Annotated in this window: 25 protein-coding genes; 9 read left to right on the plus strand and 16 right to left on the minus strand. The window is 69.4% G+C overall.

The genetic code is table 11. The features are described from left to right. Window positions 1–32: 32 nt before the first annotated feature. A complete protein-coding gene (locus tag G6035_RS09875) occupies window positions 33–638 on the minus strand; it encodes a YdeI family protein (protein WP_176616919.1) in 606 nt (201 codons plus the stop codon). A gap of 53 nt (window positions 639–691) precedes the next feature. On the opposite strand from G6035_RS09875, the gene G6035_RS09880 reads away from it, so the two are divergent. The 3 genes from G6035_RS09880 to G6035_RS09890 are packed head-to-tail and all read left to right on the plus strand — an operon-like array spanning window position 692 to window position 2,705. Beyond that, a complete protein-coding gene (locus tag G6035_RS09880) occupies window positions 692–1,360 on the plus strand; it encodes a VOC family protein (RefSeq protein WP_176616920.1) in 669 nt (222 codons plus the stop codon). 46 nt (window positions 1,361–1,406) lie between these two features. Beyond that, window positions 1,407–1,946 carry an NUDIX hydrolase family protein gene (locus tag G6035_RS09885; protein WP_176616921.1) on the plus strand — a complete coding sequence of 180 codons (540 nt, stop codon included), beginning with the start codon at window positions 1,407–1,409 and terminating at the stop codon, window positions 1,944–1,946. Window positions 1,947–1,988: 42 nt separating this feature from the next. Next, the gene (locus G6035_RS09890; RefSeq protein ID WP_176616922.1) at window positions 1,989–2,705 is read left to right on the plus strand and encodes an SRPBCC domain-containing protein; all 717 of its coding nucleotides are present in this window, start codon (window positions 1,989–1,991) and stop codon (window positions 2,703–2,705) included. 128 nt (window positions 2,706–2,833) lie between these two features. Here the strand turns inward: G6035_RS09890 and mctP are convergent, their stop codons facing one another. Beyond that, window positions 2,834–4,546, minus strand: a complete 1,713-nt coding sequence (gene mctP / locus G6035_RS09895) for a monocarboxylate uptake permease MctP (protein WP_309145212.1) — start codon at window positions 4,544–4,546, stop codon at window positions 2,834–2,836. Then, on the minus strand, window positions 4,543–4,854 hold the full coding sequence (locus tag G6035_RS09900; RefSeq protein ID WP_176616923.1) for a DUF3311 domain-containing protein: 312 nt from the start codon (window positions 4,852–4,854) through the stop codon (window positions 4,543–4,545). The genes mctP and G6035_RS09900 overlap by 4 nt, the downstream gene beginning before the upstream one ends. A gap of 247 nt (window positions 4,855–5,101) precedes the next feature. Between G6035_RS09900 and tgt the strand changes: the two genes are divergently transcribed. Next, window positions 5,102–6,448 carry a tRNA guanosine(34) transglycosylase Tgt gene (tgt, locus tag G6035_RS09905; RefSeq protein WP_176616924.1) on the plus strand — a complete coding sequence of 449 codons (1,347 nt, stop codon included), beginning with the start codon at window positions 5,102–5,104 and terminating at the stop codon, window positions 6,446–6,448. A gap of 3 nt (window positions 6,449–6,451) precedes the next feature. On the opposite strand, the gene G6035_RS09910 is transcribed toward tgt, so the two are convergent. The 6 genes from G6035_RS09910 to G6035_RS09935 form a co-directional block, all read right to left on the minus strand. Beyond that, window positions 6,452–6,886 carry a DoxX family protein gene (locus tag G6035_RS09910; RefSeq protein ID WP_176616925.1) on the minus strand — a complete coding sequence of 145 codons (435 nt, stop codon included), beginning with the start codon at window positions 6,884–6,886 and terminating at the stop codon, window positions 6,452–6,454. 162 nt (window positions 6,887–7,048) lie between these two features. Continuing rightward, window positions 7,049–7,780, minus strand: coding sequence for a queuosine precursor transporter (locus tag G6035_RS09915; RefSeq protein ID WP_176616926.1), 732 nt, complete (start codon window positions 7,778–7,780; stop codon window positions 7,049–7,051). A 200-nt stretch (window positions 7,781–7,980) separates the two neighbouring features. Beyond that, the gene (locus G6035_RS09920; RefSeq protein ID WP_176616927.1) at window positions 7,981–8,883 is read right to left on the minus strand and encodes a hypothetical protein; all 903 of its coding nucleotides are present in this window, start codon (window positions 8,881–8,883) and stop codon (window positions 7,981–7,983) included. A 130-nt stretch (window positions 8,884–9,013) separates the two neighbouring features. Next, window positions 9,014–9,589 carry a hypothetical protein gene (locus G6035_RS09925; RefSeq protein ID WP_176616928.1) on the minus strand — a complete coding sequence of 192 codons (576 nt, stop codon included), beginning with the start codon at window positions 9,587–9,589 and terminating at the stop codon, window positions 9,014–9,016. 139 nt (window positions 9,590–9,728) lie between these two features. Beyond that, window positions 9,729–10,571 (minus strand): tryptophan 2,3-dioxygenase, encoded by an 843-nt coding sequence (kynA, locus tag G6035_RS09930; protein WP_176616929.1) that lies wholly within the window; start codon window positions 10,569–10,571, stop codon window positions 9,729–9,731. A gap of 35 nt (window positions 10,572–10,606) precedes the next feature. Next, a complete protein-coding gene (locus tag G6035_RS09935) occupies window positions 10,607–11,356 on the minus strand; it encodes an alpha/beta hydrolase (protein ID WP_176616930.1) in 750 nt (249 codons plus the stop codon). 440 nt (window positions 11,357–11,796) lie between these two features. On the opposite strand from G6035_RS09935, the gene G6035_RS09940 reads away from it, so the two are divergent. Then, window positions 11,797–12,723: an NADP-dependent oxidoreductase gene (locus tag G6035_RS09940; protein ID WP_176616931.1), complete on the plus strand. Its 927-nt coding sequence runs from the start codon at window positions 11,797–11,799 to the stop codon at window positions 12,721–12,723. Between the two features lie 82 nt (window positions 12,724–12,805). Beyond that, entirely contained in the window at window positions 12,806–13,492 is a 687-nt protein-coding gene (locus tag G6035_RS09945) for an HAD-IA family hydrolase (protein ID WP_176616932.1), read from the plus strand. Window positions 13,493–13,505: 13 nt separating this feature from the next. On the opposite strand, the gene G6035_RS09950 is transcribed toward G6035_RS09945, so the two are convergent. From G6035_RS09950 to G6035_RS09960, 3 genes are read right to left on the minus strand one after another with little or no spacing between them, the layout of a single operon-like run. Beyond that, a complete protein-coding gene (locus G6035_RS09950) occupies window positions 13,506–14,423 on the minus strand; it encodes a ketopantoate reductase family protein (protein ID WP_176616933.1) in 918 nt (305 codons plus the stop codon). Beyond that, window positions 14,420–14,911 carry a DUF2127 domain-containing protein gene (locus G6035_RS09955; RefSeq protein WP_176616934.1) on the minus strand — a complete coding sequence of 164 codons (492 nt, stop codon included), beginning with the start codon at window positions 14,909–14,911 and terminating at the stop codon, window positions 14,420–14,422. The genes G6035_RS09950 and G6035_RS09955 overlap by 4 nt, the downstream gene beginning before the upstream one ends. A gap of 40 nt (window positions 14,912–14,951) precedes the next feature. Then, window positions 14,952–15,962 (minus strand): LysR family transcriptional regulator, encoded by a 1,011-nt coding sequence (locus G6035_RS09960; protein ID WP_218063092.1) that lies wholly within the window; start codon window positions 15,960–15,962, stop codon window positions 14,952–14,954. 149 nt (window positions 15,963–16,111) lie between these two features. Here G6035_RS09960 and G6035_RS09965 point away from each other — a divergent pair, with 149 nt between their 5' ends. Further along, a complete protein-coding gene (locus G6035_RS09965) occupies window positions 16,112–17,503 on the plus strand; it encodes an MFS transporter (protein ID WP_176616935.1) in 1,392 nt (463 codons plus the stop codon). Window positions 17,504–17,591: 88 nt separating this feature from the next. Here G6035_RS09965 and G6035_RS09970 read toward each other — a convergent pair whose 3' ends face one another. Next, window positions 17,592–19,595 (minus strand): VWA domain-containing protein, encoded by a 2,004-nt coding sequence (locus tag G6035_RS09970; RefSeq protein ID WP_176616936.1) that lies wholly within the window; start codon window positions 19,593–19,595, stop codon window positions 17,592–17,594. A 9-nt stretch (window positions 19,596–19,604) separates the two neighbouring features. Next, window positions 19,605–20,993, minus strand: a complete 1,389-nt coding sequence (locus G6035_RS09975; protein ID WP_176616937.1) for a sigma 54-interacting transcriptional regulator — start codon at window positions 20,991–20,993, stop codon at window positions 19,605–19,607. A 166-nt stretch (window positions 20,994–21,159) separates the two neighbouring features. On the opposite strand from G6035_RS09975, the gene G6035_RS09980 reads away from it, so the two are divergent. After that, complete coding sequence (locus tag G6035_RS09980) at window positions 21,160–21,810, plus strand: MSMEG_4193 family putative phosphomutase (RefSeq protein ID WP_176616938.1); 651 nt, start codon at window positions 21,160–21,162, stop codon at window positions 21,808–21,810. After that, entirely contained in the window at window positions 21,807–22,544 is a 738-nt protein-coding gene (locus G6035_RS09985; protein WP_176616939.1) for an SCO1664 family protein, read from the plus strand. Before G6035_RS09980 ends, G6035_RS09985 begins: the two co-directional genes overlap by 4 nt. Here the strand turns inward: G6035_RS09985 and G6035_RS09990 are convergent. Further along, window positions 22,523–23,044: a hypothetical protein gene (locus G6035_RS09990; protein WP_176616940.1), complete on the minus strand. Its 522-nt coding sequence runs from the start codon at window positions 23,042–23,044 to the stop codon at window positions 22,523–22,525. The two genes, G6035_RS09985 and G6035_RS09990, sit on opposite strands and share 22 nt — an antisense overlap. Then, complete coding sequence (locus G6035_RS09995; protein ID WP_176616941.1) at window positions 23,025–24,956, minus strand: primary-amine oxidase; 1,932 nt, start codon at window positions 24,954–24,956, stop codon at window positions 23,025–23,027. Before G6035_RS09995 ends, G6035_RS09990 begins: the two co-directional genes overlap by 20 nt. Window positions 24,957–25,038 lie beyond the last annotated feature (82 nt).

The raw sequence follows: 25,038 nt of genomic DNA on the forward strand, positions 1-25,038 counted from the left end.
TTTTCGGCCGAATTTTTGGCCGATTTCTGCAACTACTGCGACCCAGTTGCCCGGGGGCGGCGCTTTTGCGGGTGCGGCGTCTCGCCGGCGGCCAGCATCGCCACAAAGCGGGCAATCTTCGCGGCCCGCGCGGCCGGCGTCTTCACCGTGGCGGTCCGGTAAATCAGCGCGTAGCGGTTCACGGCGGTGAGCACCTCGAACATGGCCTGTGCCTGCGGATCCGCAGCAATGGCCGCCGCCAGGTCGGCGGGCACCTCGGCCACGGACTGCCCCGCATACGCGGCCTCCCAGCGGCCGTCGGCCCGGGCGGCGTCGACGGCGGCCTGCCCGGCGGGCTCCAGCCGCCCCGCGGCCGCAAGCCGCTCAATGTTGCGCACATTGTTGCCGGACCACTTGCTCGCCCGCGTGCGCGGCGTGAACCGCGTGAGGTAGCTGCCGGCGTCGCGCCTGCCAATGACGCCGTCAATCCAGCCAAAGCACAGGGCTTCGTCCAGTGCCGCCGCATAGTCCAGCGCGGTGACGGTGCCGCCCTTTTTGTGCAGCACCAGCCTGACCCCGGCCGACGACGCATGGTTGTCTGCCAGCCACGCCCGCCACGCCGCGGCGTCCGGGAGCAGGAGTTCGGGCAGCTCGATCATGGCTACACCCTAACGTTGGTAGCCTTTTGAAAACCACCAACGTTGGAGAAAAAATGCTGCGCGTCCGCCCCGTCCTCTTCACCTCCCGGCTCGACGAATACGCCGCCCTGCTCACGGCCCTGGGCCTGGCCTGCACGGAAAACCACGGCGGCTGGCGGGTCCTTGACTGCGGCGACGGCAAGGTGGGCCTGCACAGGGCCGAACGGGACAGCCCGCAGGACGGCACCACGGCCCCGGGCTTCGAGCTGCGGGACCGGAACATCTTTGTCCGCCGCACGCTTGCGGACGGCACGCACGCCGAACTGGTCGACTCGGACCACGGCCCGGCCGCACGCGTCACGGCGCCGGACGGGTTCAGCTTCCTCGCCGACCCCGTCACCGACCTCGCATCCCGACGGCCCGGCGCCCTGGCCGTGGTCCAGCTCTGGCACACGCCGGACGTGGACGCCGCCCGGAAGGTGCTGGCGGACATCGGCGCCCGCCCGCTCCCGCCCCGCCCGGTGGGCTCCGCCGTGTTCCGGGCCAAAAACGGCGGCCTTGTGGCCCTGCTCCCCGCCGGGGCGTCCGGCGCCGGGCTGGCCCTGGAGTACGACGGCGGCCTGGCCGCCCTGGGTGCCCGCCTCGCCGCCGCGGGGGTGCCGGCCGCGCAGGGCCGCGGCACGCTGGACGTGCAAACGCCCTGCGGGGGCACGCTGCAGGTCTTCGCGGCCGCGGCCGGTTGAACCCCGACCGGGGCGTGCCGGGGCGTTCATGGGGTAGAACTGATACATGAGCGTGCGCACCCCCGACCCCAATCCCGGCTGGCTGTCCAACGAGGACCTGTACGAGGCCAGGAACCGGCTTCCCATGGTGTACGTGGAGGTGGTGCCGGTGCGCCTGGACCCCCTCGGCTACGTCAGCGAGGTGGGCCTGCTGCTGCAGGCCGACGAGAACGGCAGCATGGTCCGCACCCTGGTCTCCGGGCGCGTACTGTACCGCGAGACCATCCGGGCCGCGCTGGTCCGCCACATTGAAAAGGACCTGGGCCCGCTGGCGTTCCCGCAGCTGCCCGTCAGCCCGGTCCCGTTCACCGTGGCCGAGTACCTGCCCTCGCCGTCGGAGACCGGCTACACGGACGAACGCCAGCACGCCGTCGCCATGGTGTACGTCATCCCCGTCTCGGGCGAATGCGAGCCCCGCCAGGATGCACTGGAGTTGACCTGGATGACGCCGGAGGAGGCGCTCAGCCCCGGCGTGCAGGCGGAATTCGTGGGCGGACGCGGCGCCCTGGTCCGCCAGGCGGTTTTCTACGCCGGCCTGGGCCGGTAGGGACCCTAGCCGGTTCCGGCGAAGCGGCGTAGATTACGTTTCATGGACACTGCCCAGCTCTCAGTCCTTGTCAACGCCGACGCAGAACAGGTGTGGCTCATGCTGCGTGAACCGGCCAGGATCGCCCAGTGGCACGGGTGGGAGATGGAGGGCCTGGACGACGAGATCCGCCAGATCTACTACGACAATGTCACCGAAAGCCCCGACCACCTCCGCCTGGACCTGGGCCGGGGCGACGCCTTCATCCTCACGCCCCACCAGGACGGCACCCTGGTGACCCTGAACCGCGGGACGGCCACCGGCGAATGGGCCAGGTACGACACCGACATCACCGAGGGCTGGAGCATCTTCCTCCAGCAGCTCAAGTTCAAGCTGGCCCGGCATCCGCACACGCCCCGGCGCACCGTCTACGTGGATGGCACCAGCGCCGCACACACCCACCTGTGGGACGCCCTGGGCATTGACACCGGCTGGCTCCCGGACCCCGGCGAGCCCTACGGGATCACGCTGACCACGGGCGACACGCTCAGCGGCAAGGTCTGGTACCGGACGGACACGCAGCTGGGCCTGACCGTGGCGGACTACGCCGAACACGGCGACGGGCTGCTCATCCTGGCCCAGCAGGCGCGCGTCCCGGGCCTGCGCGAGCACCCTGGCGCCCAGGTCATCGCCTCCACATTCGGGCTCGGCGCCGCCGACCTGGAAAAAATCAGCACCCAGTGGGACACGTTCATGGAGACCCACTACCCGGACGCGTAGTCCCCCGGCCACAACACCAAGGTGGGGTGCGACGGCGGCCCCCGACCGCCGTCGCACCCCACCTTGGTTTTGTCCTGCCTTGTGTTGTCCTGCCTTGTGTTGTGCCGCCTTGTGCTGTGCCGCGGCGGCTAGATCACCGGGCCCGGCGTCTCCACGGACGTGGACGCAAAGGCCGTCACCTCGGGGTCGTCCTCGTTCGCGCCGAAGTCGGAGGCCCTGGTGATGTCCTTGCCGTCGGGCACCTTCGCCGCCCGCAGGATCAGGGTCAGCACCGCCGCCACCACCGCATTGAGCACAAACGCCGTGATGGCGATGTAGACCTTCGTGTCGGTGCCCGGGATGGCGGCAATGGAGCCGCCGAAGTGGGCGTGCGTCACGGGGTTGACCACGCTGTACGCAGCCCAGGTGCCGTAAATGATGCCCGCGGCCCAACCGGCCAGCAGCGCCCACTTGTGGAACCACCGCGTGTACAGCCCCGCCACGATCGCCGGGAACGTCTGCAGGATCCAGATGCCGCCCAGCAGCTGCATGTTGATCGCGGCGGAGGAATCCAGGCCGATGACAAAGATCAGGGCCCCGAACTTGACCACCAGGGACACCAGCTTGGAGACCTTGGCCTCCTGCTTCGGGGTGGCGTCCTTGACGAAGAAGTCCTTGTAGATGTTCCGGGTGAACAGGTTCGCGGCGGCGATGGACATGATGGCCGCGGGGACCAGTGCCCCGACGGCAATGGCTGCCAGCGCCACCCCGGCAAACCAGGACGGGAAGTTGTCCAGGAACAGCTGCGGGACCACCAGCTGCGGGTTGATGGTCTTGCCGTTGAGCTCCACCGGCTTCGTCCCGGCGGCAATGGCAATGTAGCCCAGCAGCGCCAGGAAGCCGAGCACCAGCGAGTACAGCGGCAGCACGGCGGCGTTCTTGCGGATGGTGTTGCGGCTCTTGGTGGCCAGCACGCCGGTGATGGAGTGCGGGTACATGAACAGGGCCATGGCCGAGCCGAGCGCCAGCGTGGCGTAGGCCCCGTAGCTGTTTGCGCCCGGAATGAACGGCCCGGGCACCTTGCCGGTGGCCGGGTTCACGGTGGTCATCTTTTCCTGGGCCGCCCCGAAGATGTGCTCCCAGCCGCCGAACTTTTGCGGCAGGTAGATGATGGCCACGATGACGGCCAGGTAGATCAGCACATCCTTGACCACGGCAATCATGGCCGGGGCGCGCAGGCCCGAGGTGTAGGTGTACGCGGCCAGCACCACAAACGCGACGATGAGCGGCAGGTCGTTGAGGAACCAGTTGTCGGCGCTCCCCACGCCCAGCACCGTCAGCACCGACTTGATGCCCACCAGCTGCAGCGCAATGTAGGGCATGGTGGCGATGATGCCGGTCAGGGCAATGGCCAGCGACAGCGGCTTGCTGCCGTAGCGCCCGCCCACAAAGTCGGCCGTGGTGACGAAGCCGTGGCGCTTGGACACCGACCACAGCCGGGCCATCAGGACGAACACGATCGGGTAGAGCACAATGGTGTACGGGACCGCGAAGAAGCCGCTCACCGAGCCGGCCGCCCACATGGCCGCGGGCACCGCCACGAAGGTGTAGGCCGTGTACAGGTCGCCGCCGAGCAGGAACCAGGTGATCCAGGAGCCGAACTTCCGCCCGCCCAGGCCCCATTCATCCAGCGAGTGCAGCCCGTCCGTGCCGCCGCCGCGCCAGCGGGCGGCATAGAATCCCATGACGCCCACCAGGACAAAAAGAATGACGACGACGAGCAGTGCCGTCACGTCGACGCCGCGGGTGGGCGCCGGGGCGGTGGCCAGGACGCCGGCCAGTGCGGCGGGTGCGGCGCTCACAGGGCCCCGCCCCCGGCGTCGTGCCTGCCCCTGTGATCCGGCTGCCTGGCGGCAACACGGCGGCGCCGGTCCTCGGCGGTCATCAACCAGTAGGAGATGCCGATAAGGATGGCGCAGATGGGCACCCACATCATCTGGTACCAGTAAAAGTAGGGGATCCCCCACAGGTGCGGATCGGCCTTCGCGTAGAGGGGTACCAGGAGCGGCACGACGATGGCCGCCGCCAGAAGGATGCCGCTGATGACGTACGGCAGGGGTTTCGCCGGTCCCCGGGTGGGGGAATCGTGAGTGATGTTCGTTGCGGACATGAGCGGCTCCTTTGGGCTCTGCAGTCCTCGAATGTTCTTGACTCGTTCATGGTAAGGACTCCTAATGACCGACCGGTAGGTATGTGCGAAATAATTTTTGCGTGTCGCAACCCACACGCCGATCGAAGTTCGGGATAATCCCCGCACCCTCCCACCACTCTCACCCTCCCGCCGGGGCCCTCGGGCGCGTGGGCCCTTTGCAGGCCATGGGACCGGGCGGACGGCAGACACTGGCAAAATGGAGGGCATGCCCTCCCCCGACCCCGCCGCGGACCTGCTCACCACCAACCCCGCCCAGCCGCACGGGATTCCCGGCCGGCCGGCGTCACAGGCCGAATTCGGCTTCCAGGTGGCCACCCGCCTGGGCGGGGCCTGCACGCCGCCGGCCGCCGCCGTCGAACGTCAGGGGGGAGAATTCCAGGGCAGGACCGGTGTGATCACCACCCCGCACGGGACCATCAGGACGCCGGCGTTCATCGCGGTGGGCACCAAGGCGACGGTGAAGTCGGTGCTGCCGGAATCCATGGCCGAGCTCGGCGCCCAGGCGCTGCTGGCCAACGCCTACCACCTCTACCTGCAGCCGGGCGCGGACCTGCTCGACGCCGCGGGCGGGCTGGGGAAGTTCATGAACTGGCGGGGCCCCACGTTCACGGACAGCGGCGGCTTCCAGGTCATGAGCCTGGGCTCCGGCTTCAAGAAGGTCATCAACATGGACGCCGCCGCCGCGTCCCCGCACGCCGGCGCGGACGATTCCGTGGCCGTGGGCAAGGAGCGGCTGGCGCACATTGACGACGACGGCGTCTGGTTCAAGTCGCACCTGAACGGGGACATGCACCGCTTCACGCCCGAGGTGTCGATGCAGGTCCAGCACCAGATCGGCGCGGACATCATGTTTGCCTTCGACGAGCTCACCACGCTGCTGAACTCGCGCAGCTACCAGGAGATGTCGCTGGAGCGCACCCGGCTGTGGGCGCAGCGCTGCCTCACCGAGCACTTCCGGCTCACCCAAGAACGGGCCGGCAAGCCCTACCAGGCCCTGTTTGGCGTCATCCAGGGCGCCCAGTACGAGGACCTGCGCCGCAAGGCCTCCCGCGACCTGGGCGGAATGAATTTTGACGGCTACGGGATCGGCGGGGCGCTGGAGAAGGAAAACCTCGGCACCATCGTGCGCTGGTGCGCTGAGGAGCTGCCCGAGGACAAGCCGCGGCACCTGCTGGGCATCTCCGAGCCGGACGACATCTTCACGGCCATCGAAAACGGCGCCGACACCTTCGACTGCGTTTCGCCCACCCGCGTGGCCCGCACCTCCGCTTTTTACACCCCGGACGGGCGCTTCAACGTCTCCGGCGCCAAGTACAAGCGCGACTTCACGCCGCTGGTGGAGGGCTGCGACTGCTATGCGTGCGCCAACTACACGCGCGCCTACATCCACCACCTGTTCAAGGCCAAGGAGATGGTTGCGGCCACGCTCGTCTCCATCCACAACGAACGCTTTGTGGTGAAAATGGTGGACGACGCCCGGCTGGCCATTGAGGCCGGCACGTTCTTCGAATTCAAGGCCGAGACGCTGCGCCGGTACTATCCGGCGCGGTAGCGGCTAGGCCAGCACGCGCAGCTTGGAAGCGGTGCGGCCAAACAGTGCATGGTCGGCCGACACCCGGCCGGGACCGACCAGCGCGACTGCCGCCGCCGCTGCAGCCAGCAGCAGCACCAGCTCAAAGCCGCCCTTGTCCACGAACACGCCGGCCGTGGCATGGACCAGGACGAAGGCGCCGATCATTTCCAGGCACAGCAGTGCGGCAAAGGGCCGGGACAGGATGCCCAGGATCAGGGCAATGCCGCCGACGAGTTCCAGCGTGGCAACGACGGGGGCCACCAGGTCCGCGGCCGGGACGCCCATCTGGGCAAAGGAGCCCTGGGTGCCGGCAATGGTGAACTGGGCGTATTTCTGCCAGCCGTGGGCGGCAAAAAGGAAGCCGACAACAATGCGCAGGACGGTGCGGGCGGTAGTGGTCAGTGCGGGGTTGTTCATGGAATTCTTCACCGTTTCGGGGTCGTGGGACGGCCTTGGGGAACAGGCAGCAGGCATCAATTGATTGAAGCTTCAATGAAAGCATTTCATAAATTAAGTTGAAGCGTCAATTAATTGTGTCGCCGGCACCCGCAGCGCCTCCGGCGGCTGCCTCCGCCCGGGCTAGGCGGCGTACGTCGGTTCGTGCCGCTTGAACCAGCCGATCACCAGCGTGGTGACCGGGACCAGCAGGTACTGCACGCCCACCTTGTACAGGAACCCCACCACCACGTAGTTGGCGAACATGCCAAAGCCCACGATGCCGATCACCGGCGCGGCAATGGTGCAGAAGATGAGCGTGTCGATGAATTCGCCCACCCCGCTGGAACCCATGAGCCGCATCCACAGCTTCCGCTCCCCCTGGCGGGCCTTGAGCCGGACCATGATGAGCGAGTTGATGGTCTGCCCGGCCAGGAACGCGAGCAGGCTGGCCAGCACGATCTGCGGCACCGGGCCCAGCGCCTCCACGAGGGCGTGCTGCTTTGCGATGCCGTAGTCGTCCGTGAAGCCGGGCAGGGCGATGATCACCCAGTAGCTCAGCGACGCGAAAACTGACAGGGCAAAGGTGGTGAAAATGGCCTTGCGCGCCATCTTGAAGCCGTAGATCTCGCTGATCACGTCGCCAAGGATGTAGGCGAACGGGAACAGGAAGAAGCCGCCGTCGGTCACGATCGGGCCAAACTGCACGCCCTTGGACGCGCCAATGTTGGAGAGGATCACGATGACGGCCATGCTGGCCAGCAGGATGCCGTAGTAGCGGCTTCCGACGTCGGCAAAGCGCGGCCGGGCGGAAGGTTCGCCCGCAGCACCGGGGCTGGTTTCGGGCGTGGCGGCATTGTTTTGCAGCGGGGGCATGGCAGGCAGTCTCATATCCGTAGGCAAGTGGTTCGCCCAGCCACCACCTGCGGGAGGGGCGGCCGGCTGTATTATCACTGGGCCCGTCAGCACCCGGGCCATCCCCAATTCTGTCATGCCCCGTCCGGGGCCGCACCGGCCGGGCCGCGCGGGCGGGGAGGCCGGGCCGGGCCCGCCGGGCGCCCGCGCGGCTGGCCGCCTCAGGGCTGGTGCGCCAGCATGAGCCTTTCGTTCTCGGCAAAGCACGCCGCCGTGTGCTCATTGAAGGCGGCACAGTGGCGGCGCACCAGGGCTTTCACGGCATTCGCGATCCGTTCCGTCTCGGCCGGCTGGCCGGCGCGGATGGTCCCGCCCGCGTCCACCACCACGTAGCCCCACTCGTACAGGGCGTCACAGCCCAGGGCACAGGTGAGCATGGCACTGGCGGCAAAATCCAGGCGTTCCGCTTCGGAAGTGTTCGGCCTCGGCTTGATGTACCCGGCGATGAGCAGCCGCGCAGGCAGTTCCTCGCCGCAGATGGCGCACGGCGCCTTCAGCCGCCCGCGCAGCAGGTTCTTGCGCAGGTAGCCCTGTTCGAGCCTGATGGTGGTGAGTGTTTGTTCGTCCGGCTCGTCGGCACCCCAGACGCTGCCGGGCAGCCCGCGCAGGCTCCCCGCGGACGACTGCGGCGCGGTCACGCCGCACTCCTCCAGCAGCGCCTGCCCTTCCTCTTCCGACAGGGCCGTAATGTACCTCTGGCGGGGTTTGCCGGCAGCGTTCAGCGGCCCCGGGTTGCGGACGGCGACGAGCTCGGCTGCGCGGTCCCGGTGCACCCGAAGGCCTTCTGCCAGCGGGGTGGTGCGCACCAGCCAGCCGTCGGCGCCTTCGCCCAGCTGTTCCTCATAACCGCCGGGCCGGGGTGCTTCCTGCCATTCTTCAGTGACGACGCTCACGGCCCGGACGTACGGACCAAAGTAGTTGAACACCACGTCGCCGCGGCGCATTTCCTTCAGGTGGACCCTGTCACCCGGGAGGACGCCGCCGGGCCCGGGACAATTCCATAACGTCCCCTCCGTGATGGCTTGTTCATAGTTGCGGCCATGGCTGGCCCACCAGTACTGCATTTGTAGTCTCCTTGCGTGGACTTCGCTTGCGTGCAAAATCAGCCTAACGTGGCAATCCTGCGCCACGAAAGATGACCTGCGACGCCGGTCCGCACCGTGGGAGCTGCTGCCCGCCCGGCCCGGCCGGCCGTCAGGGCGTGAAGCTGAGGATGTCCGCCACCTTGGCCCAGCCGCCGGCAGCGGCCAGGCGCGCGGCCTGTTCATCGCCGGCCACCAGGTAGAGCACGTCGGCGCCATGCAGGAAGGCTTCGTCCCCCAGGGAGGCGATCATGACGGCCTCCAGCGCCGCTTCCATGCCTGCGCCTTCGGGGTCCACATGCAGCCCGCCCAGGACGGCCAGCCCCTCCGCCACCTTGACGCGCCCGCCGGCCACCGGCCGGTCGAACAAGGCGACCTCAACGGCGTCGTAGTTCTCCAGCGGCACCTCTGCCAGGTTGGTGTTCGGTGGCATGTGCGGGACCAGGTCAAGGTCGTCGGTCAGCGCCGAGAGCAGGACGGCGGTGCCGGTTTCCCTCAGGTGCGCCCCGGCGGCGAACCCGCGCGCCGCAGCAACATCCTCGGTCACCAGGTGCACCGTGCCGCCCTGGGGTGCCGCGCCGCCGCCAACGGGCCACGCGAGGATTTGTTCCGCGGCCGGATCGTCCAGCCCGCGGATGGCCGCCCAGGCGGGGCCCCACACCGTCAATGTTTCCTGCCAATGCGCCATGAGTCCTCATCCTTCGCGTCAATGCATCCGTGGCCATGTGCCGGTGCGGGCGGTCCGGGAAGGGCTGCGGGTCCGGCCACTCCAGCATAGGCACACGGCGCGCCGGCGCCAGACCAGACAGGCAGTGGGTGCGGCGGCGTCAGGTGCCGATCTGGGTCCGGACCGCGTACAGCTCGGGGAAAAACGTCAGGTCCAGGGCCCGCTGCAGGAAGCCGACGCCGGAGGAGCCGCCCGTCCCGGCCTTCATCCCGATGATCCGCTTGACCGTGGCCACGTGCCGGAAGCGCCACAGCTGGAAGTTGTCCTCCAGGTCCACCAGTTCCTCGCAGGCCTCGTACAGGTCCCAGTACTCGTCCGGCTGTTCGTAGACCACGCGGACGGCATCCACCACTGCGGGGTTGAACACGTGCGCCTTGGTCAGGTCCCGCTTCAGCAGTTCCGGGGGGATCGCCAGGCCGCGGCGCAGGAGCAGGGCCAGGAATTCGTCGTAGATGCTGGTTTGCCGCAGGATCTCCGCCAGCATGGCCCGCGCCGGCGGGTTCGCCTCAAAGACCTTCAGCATGCCGGCGTTCTTGTTGCCCAGCATGAACTCCACGGCACGGTACTGGTACGACTGGAACCCCGATGCCGATCCCAGGTCCCCGCGGAACTGGGCGTATTCGCTGGGCGTCAGGGTGGCCAGGATGCTCCACTGTTCGGTCAGCGACCGCTGGATGTGCTTGATCCGGGCCACGCCCTTCATGGCCGGGCGCAGGTTGTCCGCGGCAAGCTGGATGCGCACGGCCCGCAGTTCGTGCAGCATCAGCTTCAGCCAGAGCTCGGAGGTCTGGTGCTGGATGATGAACAGCATTTCGTCGTGGTGGCTGCTGACCGGCTGCTGGGCGCTGAGCAGGGTGTCCAGCGCCAGGTAGCTGCCGTAGCTCATCTTGTCGCTGAAATCCGTCTCAATGCCGGCTTCAATCTTCCGGGTGTTCTGTGGCATGGCCGTTCCCCTTCACAAAGCGGTTGGAACACACACTACGCCCGTGCCAGCAGCCCCAGCACCAGTTCCCGGCACACCGCCCAGGCGTTGCCGGCCGGGTCGATCAGGCTGAAGTGGTCGCCCGGCACGGGGATGAACTCCGCCTTTCCGCCGGCCGCCACCGCGGCGTCAACGTAACTGTGGCTTTGGGAGGCGGGGACGTCGTCGTCGTTCTCCGCGTGGACGGCGTACACCGGGACGGGCAGGGGGACGGCAGCCAGGGGGTCGGCACGGGAGACGTCCGGGCCCAGCAGGGCCGTCACCGCGTTGTTGCTCAGCCCCAGTTCCTGCGCCCGGGCCAGGTTGAGCAGCCCCGACTGGCTCACGACGCCGCACACCGCCACCGCGGGCCCGGCACCCACCGCCGTGGCCGGGAAGGCGGCGCGTCCGGCCGCCCACACGGCCAGCTGCCCGCCGGCCGAATGGCCCACGATGACCACGCGCGCAAGGTCCAGGCCGTGGTCCGCGGCGGCCGGCACCAAGGCGTCGATGCCGGCCGCCACGTCCAGGAACGTTTCGGGCCAGCCGCCGCCGTTGCCCATGCGCCGGTATTCCAGGTTCCAGGCCGCAACCCCGTGCCCGGCCAGGTCGTGGGCCAGCGGGGCGCCCAGCCCGGCGTCGTAGGCGCTGCGCCAGTAGCCGCCGTGGACCACCACGGCCACGCCGGCCTGGCGCGGCAGCTTGGGCAGATACAGCTCGGCCCATTGGTCAGGCCCGGGGCCATAGGCGTACCGCTGCGGTGTCATGGTCCACAGCGTACCGTTGTGCGCGGCGGGCGGCTTTTATTATGCGCCGGACCCGCTGCGGGTTTGGCGCCAGTGGACAAGATGCGCCGGACCCGGCCCCGGTCCGGCGCATAAGCGAAGCGGACCCGCCATATGCGCAATACTGCCGGGCGGATTCGGCGCATAACAGCGGGCATACGCGAACGCCGGCCACGTTCCGGTGCCTGCGGCTTGCCCACCGGGCCCGCCGGTGCGTGGTGCGCATAAGCTGGAGGCCCGAAGTTTATGCGCAGTGCCGGCAAGGTGTTTTGCGCATATCGGCGGGCTGCTTTTAGTATGCGCCGGACCCGCTGCGGGTTTGGCGCCAGTTGACAAGATGCGCTGAACCCGGCCCCGGTCCGGCGCATAAGCGCACCGGGGCCGGCACAAGACAGAACCGGACCCGAAAGTTGGAGAACCAGATGAAGGCCATGAGCTACGCGCGCTACGGCGGCACCGAAGTCCTCGAACAAACCAACCTGCCCGCCCCGAAGGTGTCCCCCGGATCCGTGCTCATCCGGGTCAAGGCGGCGGCCGTCAACCCCGTGGACTGGAAGGTCATGGCCGGCTACCTGGACCCCATCATGGACGTGGAGTTCCCGGTGGTTCCGGGCTGGGACGTGGCCGGGGTGGTGGAGGCCGTCGGCCTGGACACGCCGGAGTTCGCGGTGGGCGACGAGGTGTATTCGTATGGGCGCCGCGACACCGTGCACGGCGGCACCTTCGCCGAATTCGTGGCCCTGCCCGCCGCGGCTGTCGCCCGGAAACCGGCGTCGCTGGGCTGGGAACAGGCTGCCGGACTGCCCCTGACCGGGCTCACCGCGCTTCGCACGCTGGACGCGCTCCAGATCGGGGCGGGAGACGTCCTCCTCATCCACAACGGCGCCGGCGGGGTGGGCCGCATGGCCATCCAGCTGGCCGTGCACGCCGGGGCCCGGCCCCTAGCCACGGCCTCCGCCAAAAACCATGCGCGGCTGCGTGAACTTGGCGCCGAACCGGTGGAATACGGCGACGGGCTGGCGGACCGCGTCCGGGCCCTGGCCCCCGACGGCGTGGACGCCGTGGCGGACTTTGCCGGCGCCGCCCTGGAGGCGACACTGGCCGTGCTTAAACCCGGCGGCCGCCACGCCTCCATTGCCGACGCCTCCGTTTCCAGCCACGGCGGCCGTTACGTCTGGGTCCGCCCCGACGGCCCCGGACTGGACCGGCTCAGCGCGCTCGCCGACGCCGGCACACTGGCCGTTGACGTCGCGGCCAGCTACCCGATGGAACAAGCCGCCGCGGCGTTCGAGGACAGCATGTCCGGCCACGGCGGGGGAAAGATCGTGCTGACCGCCTTCAGCAAATAGCCCGTACCGGATGCAGAAAACGCCCCGAAAGCTGCAACCACCGCGACCCACCTGCAAACGGCGGGACGGATAGGGTGGAGGCATGACAGACCACGGCGGCCCGTCCCCGGAGGCGGGAAAAGTGCGGCAGTTCACGGTTGAGGCGCTGTTGTTTGACCTGGACGGGACCCTGATCGATTCCACGGGGGCCACCGAACGGGCGTGGCGGCACTGGGGCGAACTGATGGGGCTGGCGGGTTTTTCCTACGGCAGCCATGGCGTGCCGGCGCAGGCGCTCGTCGAACGGCACCTGGAGGCGGACCGCCAGGCGGAGGGCTTCGAGCTGATCAAGGCCCTGGAAACCGCGGACACGGAAGGGATCGTGTACAAGCCCGGCGCCGCGGAACTGCTGGCGTCGCTCCCCGCCGGGGCGTGGACCATCGTCACCTCCTGCACCCGCGGCCTGGCCGAGGCGCGCATGGCCGCAGCCGGGCTGGCCGCCCCGGCCCACCTGGTCACGGCCGACCAGGTCACCAGCGGCAAGCCGCACCCGGAGCCGTTCCTGCTCGGCGCTGCCCGGCTCGGTGCCGACATCCGGCGCACCCTGGTGGTGGAGGACGCCCCAGCCGGCCTGGCCTCCGGCCGCGCGGCCGGCGCCGTGACGCTGGCGGTGGCCGGCACCTCCGAAGCGGGCGGGCTTGACGCCCGCTATGTGGTGGGCAGCCTGTCGGAGGTCTCCGCCGAGGTGCTGCCCGACGGCCGGATCGGGCTCACCCTGCAGGAGCCGTGACGCTCCGCGGACCTTACAGTCGTCCGGCCTCGTGCACGCGCAGCTGCATCAGCGCCAGGTCAAGGAGCGGGACCTCCAGGCCCAGGACGTGGGCCCGGCGGGCAAAATCGCCCAGGATGTGTTCGGCCTCGTTGGGCAGACCGGCCGTCATGTCCCGGTACAGGGAAGAGGTGAAGGCGGAACCCGGCTGGGCCAGGAACGCGAGTGCCTCGGCAGTGACGCGGTCGGGCACGGGGAAACCGGCCTCGGTGGAGACGGCAACGGCCTCGGCCAGGGCTGCGTATACAAACTCCGTGCCGCCCGGTACGGAGACGACGTCGCCGACGGGCCCGCGCATCAGGCACGTCACCACGCCGGCCGTGGCGATGAACACCCATTTGTGCCACATGGCCGCGAGCGCGTCCGGCACGGCCCGGGCAGTGTAGCCAGGGACGTCGATCCCGGCCAGGATCCGCCGGACCCGGTCCGTCGGCCCGCCGTGCAACTCACCCACGGACCACTCGGCGAGGGGCCCCAGCTGGCGGATGCCGCCGTCGTCGTCCAGGGTGGCCAGCACCTTGACCACGCTGCCCAGCACCTTGTCCGCGCCAAAGGCCGCCGTGAGCGCATCGAGGTGCGCCATGCCGTTGAGGAACGGGACGATGGCGGTGTCCGGGCCCACCGCCGGGGCCAGGTCGGCGATCGCGGCGGGGAGTCCGGCCGCCTTGACGGTGACGACGACGACGTCGAACGGCCCGCCCAGCTGCCCTGCCGCCACGAGCTGCGGTTCGATCCGCTGGTCCTGGCCCAGCCCCGTGATCCGCAGGCCCCGCTCGCGCAGCACCGCGGCCCGGCCCTCGCGGACCAGGAACGTCACGTCGCGCCCGGCCTGGGCAAGGCGTGCGCCAAAGTAGCCGCCGGTCGCGCCGGCCCCCACCACCAGAAATCTCATGCCATCCCTTTTCTGCGTCTGCGGTGCCTGAGGTACTCATGCCAGGTCAGCACCACGATCAGGATATCGAACACGGTCAGCGACAGGAGCCCGATCGACGGGGTGCGGGTGAGCTGGTAGAGCTGGTACAGGATGAAGATGGCCAGCACCACGATCATCCACGGGTAGGCCCACAGCGCGTCCATCAACAGGGCCGTCACCAGGACCACCTTGACGATGCCGTGGGCCAGCAGGTACAGCGCAGTGAAGAGGACGACGTGGCTGGTCAGGCCCTCGGCGCCATGCAGGATGTGCGTGGCCAGGAAGTCGTTGGGATCCTCCGTCAGCTCCGGCTGGGTGACCAGGACGGCCAGCCGGTTGATCTGGGCCGGGGCCACGAAAAGCAGGAGCACCCCGCCCACCAGCTCCAGGACGCCGTCAAGGCCCTTGAGGATGATGCCGATGGCGAAGAACCTGTCCCACCAGTCCGTAAATTTCAGTAACGCCACGCAACCTCCCAACCACGGCCTTTTGTGGAGCGTAGCACCGTCACCCGCGCGGACCTTGGACCGGCCCCGGGTCGGGAGCTTGGCCCGGGGCCGGTCCGGGTGCCCCACCGGGCGTGGGGCCCGCCGTCCGCCACGGTGTGCCGAGCGTCTCCACGGCGTAATCCAGCAGGGCGCGGGCCCGCGGGTTCAAGGTGAGGTTGCCGGGCCAGATGCCCGCCATGGTGGTCTGACTCGACGGCGGCATGAGCGGGCGCACCGCCACGGGACGGCCCTCCAGGCTGACGGGTGCCCAATTGGGGCGGGCCATGAGCAGTCCGTAGCCCAGGCCGCGGCCCACCAGCGCCTGGACCAGGATGATCTGCGGCATGTTCGCCACGATTCTGGGCCGGAGCCCGCGTTCGGCAAAGGCCCGGTGGGTGTTGGCCGTGCTGGGGCTGGCGTCGTACATGATCAGCGGTTCGTCGGCCAGCTGGGCCAGGTCCACCGTGTCCTGCCGCGCCAGGGGATGGTCAATGGGCAGCACCGCCTGCAGCTCGGTCTCGTAGATGGTCTGCCGTGCGAACCCCGTGGGCAGTTCCATGTCGTAGACGATGGCCAGGTCCAGCCGGCCGTTTTGCAGCGCGGGCAGCAGCTCGTCGTGCGTCCCCACCACCACCTCCACGGAGACCCCGGGATGCTGCCTGGGAAATCCGTCCAGGATGGCCGGCAGCACACTCGCGGCGAAGCTGGCAAAGCACCCCAGCTTCACCGGCCCCTTCAGTTCCCCCGACGCGCCGCTCATTTCGGCCAGCAGGTCCTCGGCACCGCCGAGCAGTTCCCGGGCCCTGACGGCAAAGTACTCTCCCGCAGGGGTCAGGTGCAGGCCCTTGGACTTGCGGCGGATACACAACTGTTCACCCACGGAGCCCTCCAGCCGCGTAATGGCCTGGGACAGCGCGGATTCGGAGAAGTGCAGGGACGCGGCCGCCTCGCTGAGGGTCGGAAAGTCCGTGAGCGCAACAAACAGCTCCAGCTGGCGAAAGGTGAACCTGGCCACCACACCTTCTTTCATTTAACCGAATTATTATGGCTGGTTTCATAAGTTTACTCACGGAAGATTTGCTGTGACACTAGTTACATCCCTCAGCACCGCACCGCCGGCCCATGCGCACCTGCGCGCCGGGCAGGCCGGGCGCCCTGACCAGAATCAAGGACACCACCATGAGCAACACACCAGTAGTCGACACACGGCGCACACAGCGGCGCGTCGCGTTTGCGACCCTCATCGGCACCACCGTCGAGTGGTACGACTATTTCATCTATGCCACGGCCGCGGGCCTGGTGTTCGCCCACCTGTTCTTTGAACCCGCCGGCGCCAAGATCGGCCTGCTGCTCGCCTTCGCCTCCGTGGGCATCAGCTTCCTGTTCCGCCCGCTCGGCGCCTTCCTGGCCGGCCACTTTGGCGACAGGATCGGCCGCCGCGCCATGCTGGTGCTGACGCTTTTGCTGATGGGCCTGAGCACCATGCTGATCGGCCTGCTGCCCACCTTTGACTCGGTCGGCGTGCTGGCACCGGTCCTGCTGCTCCTCCTGCGCATCCTCCAGGGTGTCTCGGCAGGCGGGGAATGGGGCGGCGCCGTCCTGATGGCCGTCGAACACGCGCCCGCCACCAAGCGCGGCCGGGCCGGCTCGTTCCCGCAGCTCGGCGTTCCGCTGGGCCTGCTGCTGGCCTCCGGTGTCACGGCCCTGATGACCGGCGTCATTGCCCCGGGCGATGCGTTCCTGGCCTGGGGCTGGCGCATTCCGTTCCTGCTCAGCTTCGTCCTGATCGCCGTGGGCTACTTCGTGCGCCGCGCGGTGGAGGAAAGCCCCGTCTTCCTGGAAATCGCCGAAAAGAAGAAGCAGCCCAAGGTGCCCGTCGTGGAGCTGTTCCGCAAGCACTGGCTCCTGGTCATCCTCGCGGCCCTGGTCTTCGTTGGCAACAACGCCGCCGGCTACATGGCCACGGGCGGCTTCATTCCCAGCTACGCCACCAACCCCGACGGCGTCGTTGGCCTGGGCAAGACCCCCGTGCTGATCGCCATGACCTTTGCCGCCGCAATGTGGCTCATCTTCACGGTGCTGGCCGGCGGCATGGCGGACAGGATCGGGCGCAAGCGCACCTACGTGGTCGGCTATGTCGCCATGGCCCTGACCGTGTTCCCGCTGTTCCTGCTGATCAACACCGGCCAGCTTTGGGCCCTGTACCTGGCGCTGCTGCTGCTCACCTTCGGCCTGGGCCTCACCTACGGCCCGCAGGCTGCCTGGTACAGCGAAATCTTCCCGGCCTCGGTCCGCTTCTCCGGTGTCTCCATCTCCTACGCCATCGGCGCCATCCTGGGCGGGGCGTTCTCCCCCATGATCGCCCAGTGGCTGCTGCAGACCACCGGCACCAGCGTCGCCATCTCCAGCTACCTGCTGCTGACCACGCTGATCGGGCTGGCGGCGGTCCTGATGCTCAAGGACCGTTCCGGGATCGACCTCAGCATCACCAACCAGGCCGGGCAGGAGGTCGGCGCCACCATCTTCGACAAGCGCGTGCCTGTGGCAGGCGTGGCCCCCGTGCAGGCCTAGGCTTCACACCCCGTACGACGGCGGCACCCACCTTGCGTGGGTGCCGCCGTCGTTCGTTGTGGCCGGCCGGGGCGACGGACGGGGTTGGCTACAGGGACAGGCTGATGCCGCCGTCGTCGCCGTGGAGATGCGTGCGCAGGTATTCGCCGAGGACGGCGGCACCAAGGTCGCCGGCGTCGGGCGCCACCACGCGCCCGCCAATCCGCCGGGCCATACCGGCCACGAACCGCTCCAGGCCGGGGTCGTCGCCGAGGCGGAAGAACGTCACCTGCGTGCCCGCCCGGCCCAGGCGGTCGAGCTCGGCGACCGTGGCGGCGATGGTCTGCCCGTCCGGGGGCCAGGAAAACCACGGCTCGCCGTCCGGCATCAGGTGCGCGGTGGGTTCGCCGTCGGTCACCACAAGCAGGACCGGCTGCAGGGACCGGTGCTGGTGGAAAAAACGCCCGGCCAGCAGCAGCCCGTGGTGCAGGTTGGTCCCTTGTTCCCGGTCCGCCGGCAGTGCGGTGAGCGCCTCGATGTCCATGGACTGGGCGCGCAGGCCGAAGGTGACCAGCTGCAGCCGGTCGCCGCGGAAGCGGGTGGAGACAAGGTGGTGCAGGGCCAGGGCGGTGCGTTTCATGGGCACCCACCGCCCCTCGGCGGCCATGGAGAAGGACACGTCGGCCAGCAGCACGACGGCGGCCCGCGTGCGCGCCTCCGTCTCCGCGACTTCGATGTCGCCCACCGCCAGGTGCAGGCCGTCGGCCGGGTTGCCGCCGTCGGCCGCGGTTCGGGTGATGGCGTTGGTGAGGGTGCGCGTGACGTCCCACGGCTCGGCGTCGCCGAACTGCCAGGCGCGGCTGGAGCCGGCGGGCTCCCCCGCGGCGCCGGCCGCCCGTGTGTCCCGTGCCCCCGTCCGGTGGGAGAGCTGGCGGGCGGTGTCGCGCAGCAGCGACTTCCCCAGCCGCCGCATGGCCTGGGGCGAGAGACGCAGGTCGCCGTCTGCCCCGCGCCGCAGGTAGCCGCCGTCCTGCATGGCCCGCTCGATGTCCGCCAGGGTGCGGGCCGACACTGCTGCGTCCGGGCCGAGCTGGCGGGCCAGCGCGTCCAGGTCAAGGTCGTCCAGGGTTGAGCCGTGGTAGGACTGGGCGAGCTGTTCGGCCAGCCCGTCAAGCTCGGCCAGGTCCTGGAGCACGCCGGTGCCGTCGCCCAGCCCCAGCCCTTCCCGGCCCTGGAATTGTTCGGAGCCGGACCAGTCCTCCCCCGGCCGCAGGGCCTGGAGGTTGGCATCAAGGGCATCCAGCTGGGACATGAGTGCCGGGGAGCCGAAGGCCTGGGCGGAAAGCCTCATGAGCTCCTCGCGCTGTTCGGCGGACATGGACTGCATGAGCCGCTGGGCGGCGGCCGCCCGCCGGGCCAGCACGTCAATGAGCTCGTCCACGGATTGCGGGTTTTCCGGGAAGAAGCCGCCGTGCCGGGCCATGAACCCCTGAAAGTCCTCCGCAGTGTCCTCCCCGCGCCGGTGCGCCTCAAGCAGTTCGTTGAGCTCGCGCAGCATCTCCTCCACGGCCTCGCGGTCCTCGGCCGTGGCACCTTCCAGCGCCTGCTTCATCCCGGCGAACCGCTGGTCCAGGAGCTCGCGGCCCAGCAGGTCCTTGATCCGCTCGTAGGCCTCCTGGGCCTCACCGGACTGCCAGTCGTAGGAGGCGAGCTCGTTGACGGCGGCCGCCGTGGACGGGGGCAGGTTTTCCAGCTGCATTTCCCGGAACGCCCGGTCCGTGTCGTCCATGGCGGCGTCGCGGGCCAGCTGCTTGCGTTCGGCGAGGACGGCGTCGTCGAGCAGCCTGCGCACCTCTTCCAGGGTGCCGTCGAGCCGGTGCCGGTTGAGCAGTTCACGGCGGCGCTGCTGGACGCGGCCGGCGAGCTGGTCCAGCCCCGGCCTGTTCCGGCTCCCGCGCCGCAGGTACTCTCGCAAGGCACGCCGCGGGGAATAACCCGCCATGACGTCCTCCGCCACGGCGTCGAGTGCTTCGGCGAGGTCCACCGGTGGCGCCAGCGGATCGGGGCCGCCGGTGTAGCGGCCGTACCGGGAACTGTGTTGGTGGGTGGCCATGGGGCCTCCTTACCCGTAAACCGTCTCCCCGCCGCCGGACTCCTTGGAGATCCGCCGGGCCAGGAAGAGCCCTTCCAGTGCCAGCTCAATGGCGGCGGCCCGCTGCCCGTCATTGCCGGCCTTGAGGTGGCTGCCGATCGTCTCGTACAGCCCGGAACCCTCCAGGCCGGGCAGGTTGTCCAGGAACTCGCGCGCCGTGACGTCCTCCCCCGTGGTCACTGTCACCTGCCCGTCGAACGCGGCCACCAGCGGGCCGAAGTCGATGCCGCGGTAGTGCTCACGGACGGCTTCGGCGGTGGCTGTGCGCAGCAGGTGGTCCAGGATGTCCCGCTCGCGCCCCTCCTCGCCGGATTCAAACTCCAGCTTGCCGGAGAGGACGTCCACCGCGCTTTCCAGGTCGACGATGCGGGCCACCGGTATTGCCTCCCCGCGGACTGCGGCCCGGCGCAGCGCCGCCGCGGCGACGGTCTCGGCGCCGGCAATGCCGAACCTCGCCGAAACGCCGGAACTTTGGTTGATGGCCGGGGACTGCCGCAGCGCCCGGGTGTAGCGGGCCAGGATTTCCAGGAGCACGGGCGGCACGTCTGCCACCAGCTTCCCCTCCTGCTTGATGACGGCCACCTCGTCATCAAGCTCCAACGGGTAGTGGGTGCGGATCTCGGCGCCGAAGCGGTCCTTCAGCGGTGTGATGATCCGCCCGCGGTTCGTGTAATCCTCGGGGTTGGCGGAGGCCACCACCAGCACGTCCAGCGGCAGGCGGAGCACGTAGCCGCGGATCTGGATGTCGCGTTCCTCCATCACGTTCAGCAGCGCCACCTGGATGCGCTCGGCCAGGTCGGGCAGTTCGTTGATGCCCACAATGCCGCGGTTGGCGCGCGGGACCAGTCCGTAGTGGATGGTTTCCGGGTCCCCCAGCCGCCGGCCCTCCGCCACGCGCATGGGGTCGACGTCGCCGATGAGGTCGGCCACGGACGTGTCCGGAGTGGCGAGCTTCTCCACGTAGCGTTCGCTGCGATGGCGCCAGGCCACCGGCAGGCTGTCCCCTTCCGCACGTACCCGGGCCCAGGATCCGGCGGTAATCGGCTCATAAGGGTGTTCGTTCAGTTCCGAGCCCTCAATGATGGGCGACCATTCGTCCAGCAGCCCGGACAGGGTGCGCAGGATCCGGGTCTTGCCCTGCCCGCGCTCGCCCAGGAGCACCACGTCGTGGCCGGCGAGCAGGGCCCGTTCCAGCTGCGGCAGGACGGTCTCGTCCAGGCCGTGGATGCCCGGCCAGGGATCCCGGCCCGCCGCGAGGGCGGCGAGCAGGTTTTCGCGCAGCTCCTGGCGCAGCTCCTTGAGCACGTGCCCGGCGGCCCGCAGTTCACCAACGGTGGAGATGTCTGGACGATCACTCACACCTCCACCGTAGACCCCCTCCCACCACCGAATCGAGACTCCGGCGGGGTTCGTCGGGCGGAAAGTGGCGCTGGCCCCGACGCCCGGGCCCGCGCCGCCATCACTCCGCGGCTCCCCACATCCCTCGCAGGCTCCGGCGGGACCCCTGCCGCTACGCTTAGTCCTGATGAGTGCCTTGACAGCCCCGGCACCGGCAGGCACCCTGCTCCTGCTGGTGCGCCACGGCGAAACGCCGACCACGGGCAAGGTGCTGCCCGGCCGCGCACCCGGCCTGCACCTCTCCGGCAACGGCCATGTCCAGGCCGAACGCCTGGCGGAGCGGCTTGCCGGACTGACGCTCGACGCCGTCCTTTCCTCACCCTTGGAGCGTGCCCGCGAGACGGCGGCGCCCACCGCCGGCCGCCGGGGGCTGGAGGTGGTGGTGGACGCCGGGCTGACCGAATGCGACTTTGGAACCTGGACCGGTGCCGAGTTGGCCCAACTGGCCCGGCTGCCGGAATGGCAGGCCGTCCAGCACACGCCGTCGGCCTTCCGCTTTCCGGAGGGGGAAAGCTTCAGGGAGATGCAGGGGCGAATGGTGGGCACACTGGAACGCCTGTGCCGCGCCCACCCGGGCGGCGCCGTCGTCTGTGTCTCCCACGCGGACCCGATCAAGGCCGCCGTGGCCCACTTCCTGGGCACGCCGCTGGACCTTTTCCAGCGAATCGGCATCGACCCCGGATCGGTCTCGGCCGTCGCCCTCGCGGAGGGGCGTGCCCCGGCCGTGCTCACGGTCAATTCGACGCTGGAGCCGCTTGGCGCGCTGGGACCGCCATGACGGACGGGAACACCGTGTCCGGGCGGGAACTGGCGCTGCTGGAAGGCGGGGACGTTGACCTGGTGGGGCGGGTGGTGAACAGCAGCAATGCCACGTTCCTGGTGCAGCTCTCCCGCGACGGGGATTCGGCCCTGGCGATCTACAAGCCGGAAGCCGGGGAGCGCCCCCTGGCCGATTTTGAACCGGGGCTGTACCGGCGCGAGCGCGCGGCCTACCTGCTCAGCGACTACCTGGGGTGGGGGATCGTGCCGCCAACGGTGGTGCGCGGGGACCCTCCGCTGGGGATCGGTTCCCTGCAGTGGTTCATTGAGGCCGACGCCGGCCAGCATTACTTCTCGCTGTTCGCGGACGCGCCCGAGACCCATGCGGACCTGGCACGGATTGCCGTGTTTGACTGCCTCGCCAACAACACCGACCGCAAGGGCGGGCATGTGCTGCGCGGCCCGGACGGGCACATCTGGGGCATCGACAACGGGCTGTGCTTCGCCGCGGGGAACAAGCTGCGCACCGTGATCTGGGACTTCGCCGGTGATCCCATCCCGGCGGCGCTGCTGGCGGACATCGAGGCGCTGCTCGCGGACATCGAGGAACCCGCCGGGGGGCTCGCCGGGCTGGCCGGCCTGCTTGCCGACGGCGAACTTGCCGCCCTCGGCCGCCGCGCGCGGCGGCTGCTGCGCGCAGGCGTGCTGCCGGACGACGCCACCGGCATGCGCTACCCCTGGCCGCTCGTGTGAGCCGGGCATCCCCGCGAGCGCCGCATGATCCAGGCTGCCGCCATGGCCACGGCCAGCTCGAGGGCGATGATCCCCAGCATCGACGCCGACTGGGGCACCGAGCCGGACATGGGACCGCCGGCGCCCATCGACGCCGTGGGGCCCGTCGCCATGGGGCCCATCGCCATGGAGCCCATCGCCATGCCGCCGTGGCCGGCCAGGGAACCGGGCGCCAGGAGCAGGACCGCGTGCACGGCAACCATGAGCAGGGACATGCCGAACAGCAGCCGTACGCCGCGGTCGTGGCCGCGCCGCCACACGGAGACGGCGCACGGCAGGCAGGCGGCAGCCATCAGGACCATGAGCGCGCTTTCCCACGGCATGGCGCGGTGCTCCCACCCCATCCACAGGTGCGCGCCCACGGAGGCCAGGGCGACGGCGGCGCACAGGCGGGCAGGAAACCCGGCCCACCGGTGCGCCGCGACGGCACGCCGCGCCGTCTTAGCAGTGGCAGTGGTCATCGCCGCCGGCCCCGGCGTGGTGCCCGCCCGGCGTGCTCGCGGGCACGTCCAGCACGGGGCTGCGGTCGAAAAAGCCCTCGGGGCGCAGCTTGAAGCCCACCGAGTCGACGGGCATGATCGGCCAGTCCTCCACGCGCGGGAAGTGGGTCAGGCCGAAGGTGTGCCAGAGGACAATGTCCTGCCCGTCCAGCTCGCGGTCCGCGGCAACATAAGCGGGCAGCCCGGCGCCGCCGCCGTGCTGGTTCACGAAGTCGCCGGTCGGGTAGCGCTCGCCTTCCGCGTACTGCGTGACCCACAGGTCCTTCGTGGCAAAGGCGGCGCGCCGGGCCACGGAGGATTCCGGGTCGGCCAGCAGCATGGGCTGGCCCTGCGGGTGCAGCTTGTAGCCCACGGGCTCGCCGAGCCGGTTCAGGGACGTCGGGTTGGTCACCACCCACGTCCGGCCCGCCCGCATGTCGGCCTCGCGGACGGCGTCGGACTCCCTGGCCAGGACGGTGCGCCTGCGGGTGAACGCGTTGCCGCGCTCGTTGCCCTCTCCCATGGGCACGCGCACCACGTCCTCCTCCTCGACGCGGTTGGCCAGCCCGTCGAGGGCCATGTCCAGCCGGGCCCCGAAAAGGTGCTGGTGGTACGGCGCGCCCAGGCCGGGGGCCAGTTCGGAGGCGTAAGGGTAGCCCTTGCCCGGGTAGGCGCTGGTGAAGACGACGCCGGTGGCCTTGGCCTCGAACTCGATGGTGCCGTCCAGGTAGAGGTACCAGTAGAAGCCGTAGTCGTAGTTGCCGATGGTGGTGAAGAAGGAGACCACCAGGCGGCGGTTGCGGCGCGTGTAGTCGATCCCGGTCCACAGGTCCGAGTGCTTGGAGAGAATGGACCAGTCCTCCTCGTGCATGCAGATGCCGTTGCGGATTTCCCGGGGATTGCCGAAGGCGTCGGAGAGGACCGGGCTCAGGTACGTGATCTCGCCCAGGCAGTCGCAGCCCAGTTCCAGGGAGTTGGCGTACTGGCCCACGAGGTATTCGCCGGTGTCAAAGTAGTTCTGCCAGGACCGCACGGGGGACGGGTCGCCGTAGGGCACCACCATCTCGGCGATCGAGGCGCGTTTGATGATGGAGCGGCGCCGGCCGCCGTCGTCGAAGGCCAGGTTGTGCAGGACCACGCCTTCGCGGGCGTCGAAGCCCACTTCCAGGCTCCACTTCTCCCATTCGATGTGGTTGCCGCCGGTGACCGTGAAGCTGGGGCCCTCGGGCTGGGTGATGCTGATGGGCTTTTGCGTTTCACGCAGCGGGCCGGTCAGCCCCGGGTCGGTGTAGTTGCCGTGCTCGGCAGGCACCGGGACCACGCCAAAGTCCAGCACGGCGTCGACGCTCTTGTTGGTGACGTCGACGTAGGCCACCAGGCCGTCCACGGGGTGGGCCCACGGGCTGTCCTCGGCAAAGTCCTGGACAAACGCCAGGCCGCGCAGGATGCGGCGCCCCTTTTCCTCCGGGTACTCAAAAACGCCGGCGGAGAGCGGTGCAACGCGCACCGTGGCGATGTCGAGGTTCCGGGCCGCCAGGGCCGCCAGCCAGTCGGGGTCCCCGGCCAGGATGGACTCCACCACCTCGAACTCCTCCTCAAGCACGGGCAGCTCGCCGGTGGCGGCCGTGTCAAGTTCGACGGCGGATTCCACCGTTCCGCGGGTCACGGAGACCACCGCGTCCCTGGGCGCTGCGCCGGAGAGGTCGTGCAGGAACACCCGGAAGCGGCGGTTGGTTTCGGTGGCGCCGCGCGGCGGGTCCAGCAGGCCGAGGTAGGCGATGCGCGCGGACTCCCCCAGCAGCCCGGCGGCCCGGAGAATGTCCCGGACGGCGGTGATTTCGGCGGCGGTGGCCAGTGCGAGGGGGGCAGTCCCGACGTCGGTGGCGGCTGTCATGGCTTCTCTTTCCGTGGAAGGGCGGGCGGCGGGCCCGTTTTATTCTATGGTTGTAGATAATACGCACACGTAAGATGCATCA

Source organism: Arthrobacter sp. SDTb3-6 (assembly GCF_013376095.1).
Taxonomy (GTDB): domain Bacteria; phylum Actinomycetota; class Actinomycetes; order Actinomycetales; family Micrococcaceae; genus Specibacter.

Excerpts from the sequence above, each read along its gene's own strand:
- G6035_RS09875 (WP_176616919.1), bottom strand. The coding sequence starts at position 638 with ATGATCGAGCTGCCCGAACTCCTGCTCCCGGACGCCGCGGCGTGGCGG.
- G6035_RS09880 (WP_176616920.1), top strand. The coding sequence starts at position 692 with ATGCTGCGCGTCCGCCCCGTCCTCTTCACCTCCCGGCTCGACGAATAC.
- G6035_RS09885 (WP_176616921.1), top strand. The coding sequence starts at position 1,407 with ATGAGCGTGCGCACCCCCGACCCCAATCCCGGCTGGCTGTCCAACGAG.
- G6035_RS09890 (WP_176616922.1), top strand. The coding sequence starts at position 1,989 with ATGGACACTGCCCAGCTCTCAGTCCTTGTCAACGCCGACGCAGAACAG.
- G6035_RS09900 (WP_176616923.1), bottom strand. The coding sequence starts at position 4,854 with ATGTCCGCAACGAACATCACTCACGATTCCCCCACCCGGGGACCGGCG.
- tgt (WP_176616924.1), top strand. The coding sequence starts at position 5,102 with ATGCCCTCCCCCGACCCCGCCGCGGACCTGCTCACCACCAACCCCGCC.
- G6035_RS09910 (WP_176616925.1), bottom strand. The coding sequence starts at position 6,886 with ATGAACAACCCCGCACTGACCACTACCGCCCGCACCGTCCTGCGCATT.
- G6035_RS09915 (WP_176616926.1), bottom strand. The coding sequence starts at position 7,780 with ATGCCCCCGCTGCAAAACAATGCCGCCACGCCCGAAACCAGCCCCGGT.
- G6035_RS09920 (WP_176616927.1), bottom strand. The coding sequence starts at position 8,883 with ATGCAGTACTGGTGGGCCAGCCATGGCCGCAACTATGAACAAGCCATC.
- G6035_RS09925 (WP_176616928.1), bottom strand. The coding sequence starts at position 9,589 with ATGGCGCATTGGCAGGAAACATTGACGGTGTGGGGCCCCGCCTGGGCG.
- kynA (WP_176616929.1), bottom strand. The coding sequence starts at position 10,571 with ATGCCACAGAACACCCGGAAGATTGAAGCCGGCATTGAGACGGATTTC.
- G6035_RS09935 (WP_176616930.1), bottom strand. The coding sequence starts at position 11,356 with ATGACACCGCAGCGGTACGCCTATGGCCCCGGGCCTGACCAATGGGCC.
- G6035_RS09940 (WP_176616931.1), top strand. The coding sequence starts at position 11,797 with ATGAAGGCCATGAGCTACGCGCGCTACGGCGGCACCGAAGTCCTCGAA.
- G6035_RS09945 (WP_176616932.1), top strand. The coding sequence starts at position 12,806 with ATGACAGACCACGGCGGCCCGTCCCCGGAGGCGGGAAAAGTGCGGCAG.
- G6035_RS09950 (WP_176616933.1), bottom strand. The coding sequence starts at position 14,423 with ATGAGATTTCTGGTGGTGGGGGCCGGCGCGACCGGCGGCTACTTTGGC.
- G6035_RS09960 (WP_218063092.1), bottom strand. The coding sequence starts at position 15,962 with ATGAAAGAAGGTGTGGTGGCCAGGTTCACCTTTCGCCAGCTGGAGCTG.
- G6035_RS09965 (WP_176616935.1), top strand. The coding sequence starts at position 16,112 with ATGAGCAACACACCAGTAGTCGACACACGGCGCACACAGCGGCGCGTC.
- G6035_RS09970 (WP_176616936.1), bottom strand. The coding sequence starts at position 19,595 with ATGGCCACCCACCAACACAGTTCCCGGTACGGCCGCTACACCGGCGGC.
- G6035_RS09980 (WP_176616938.1), top strand. The coding sequence starts at position 21,160 with ATGAGTGCCTTGACAGCCCCGGCACCGGCAGGCACCCTGCTCCTGCTG.
- G6035_RS09985 (WP_176616939.1), top strand. The coding sequence starts at position 21,807 with ATGACGGACGGGAACACCGTGTCCGGGCGGGAACTGGCGCTGCTGGAA.
- G6035_RS09990 (WP_176616940.1), bottom strand. The coding sequence starts at position 23,044 with ATGACCACTGCCACTGCTAAGACGGCGCGGCGTGCCGTCGCGGCGCAC.
- G6035_RS09995 (WP_176616941.1), bottom strand. The coding sequence starts at position 24,956 with ATGACAGCCGCCACCGACGTCGGGACTGCCCCCCTCGCACTGGCCACC.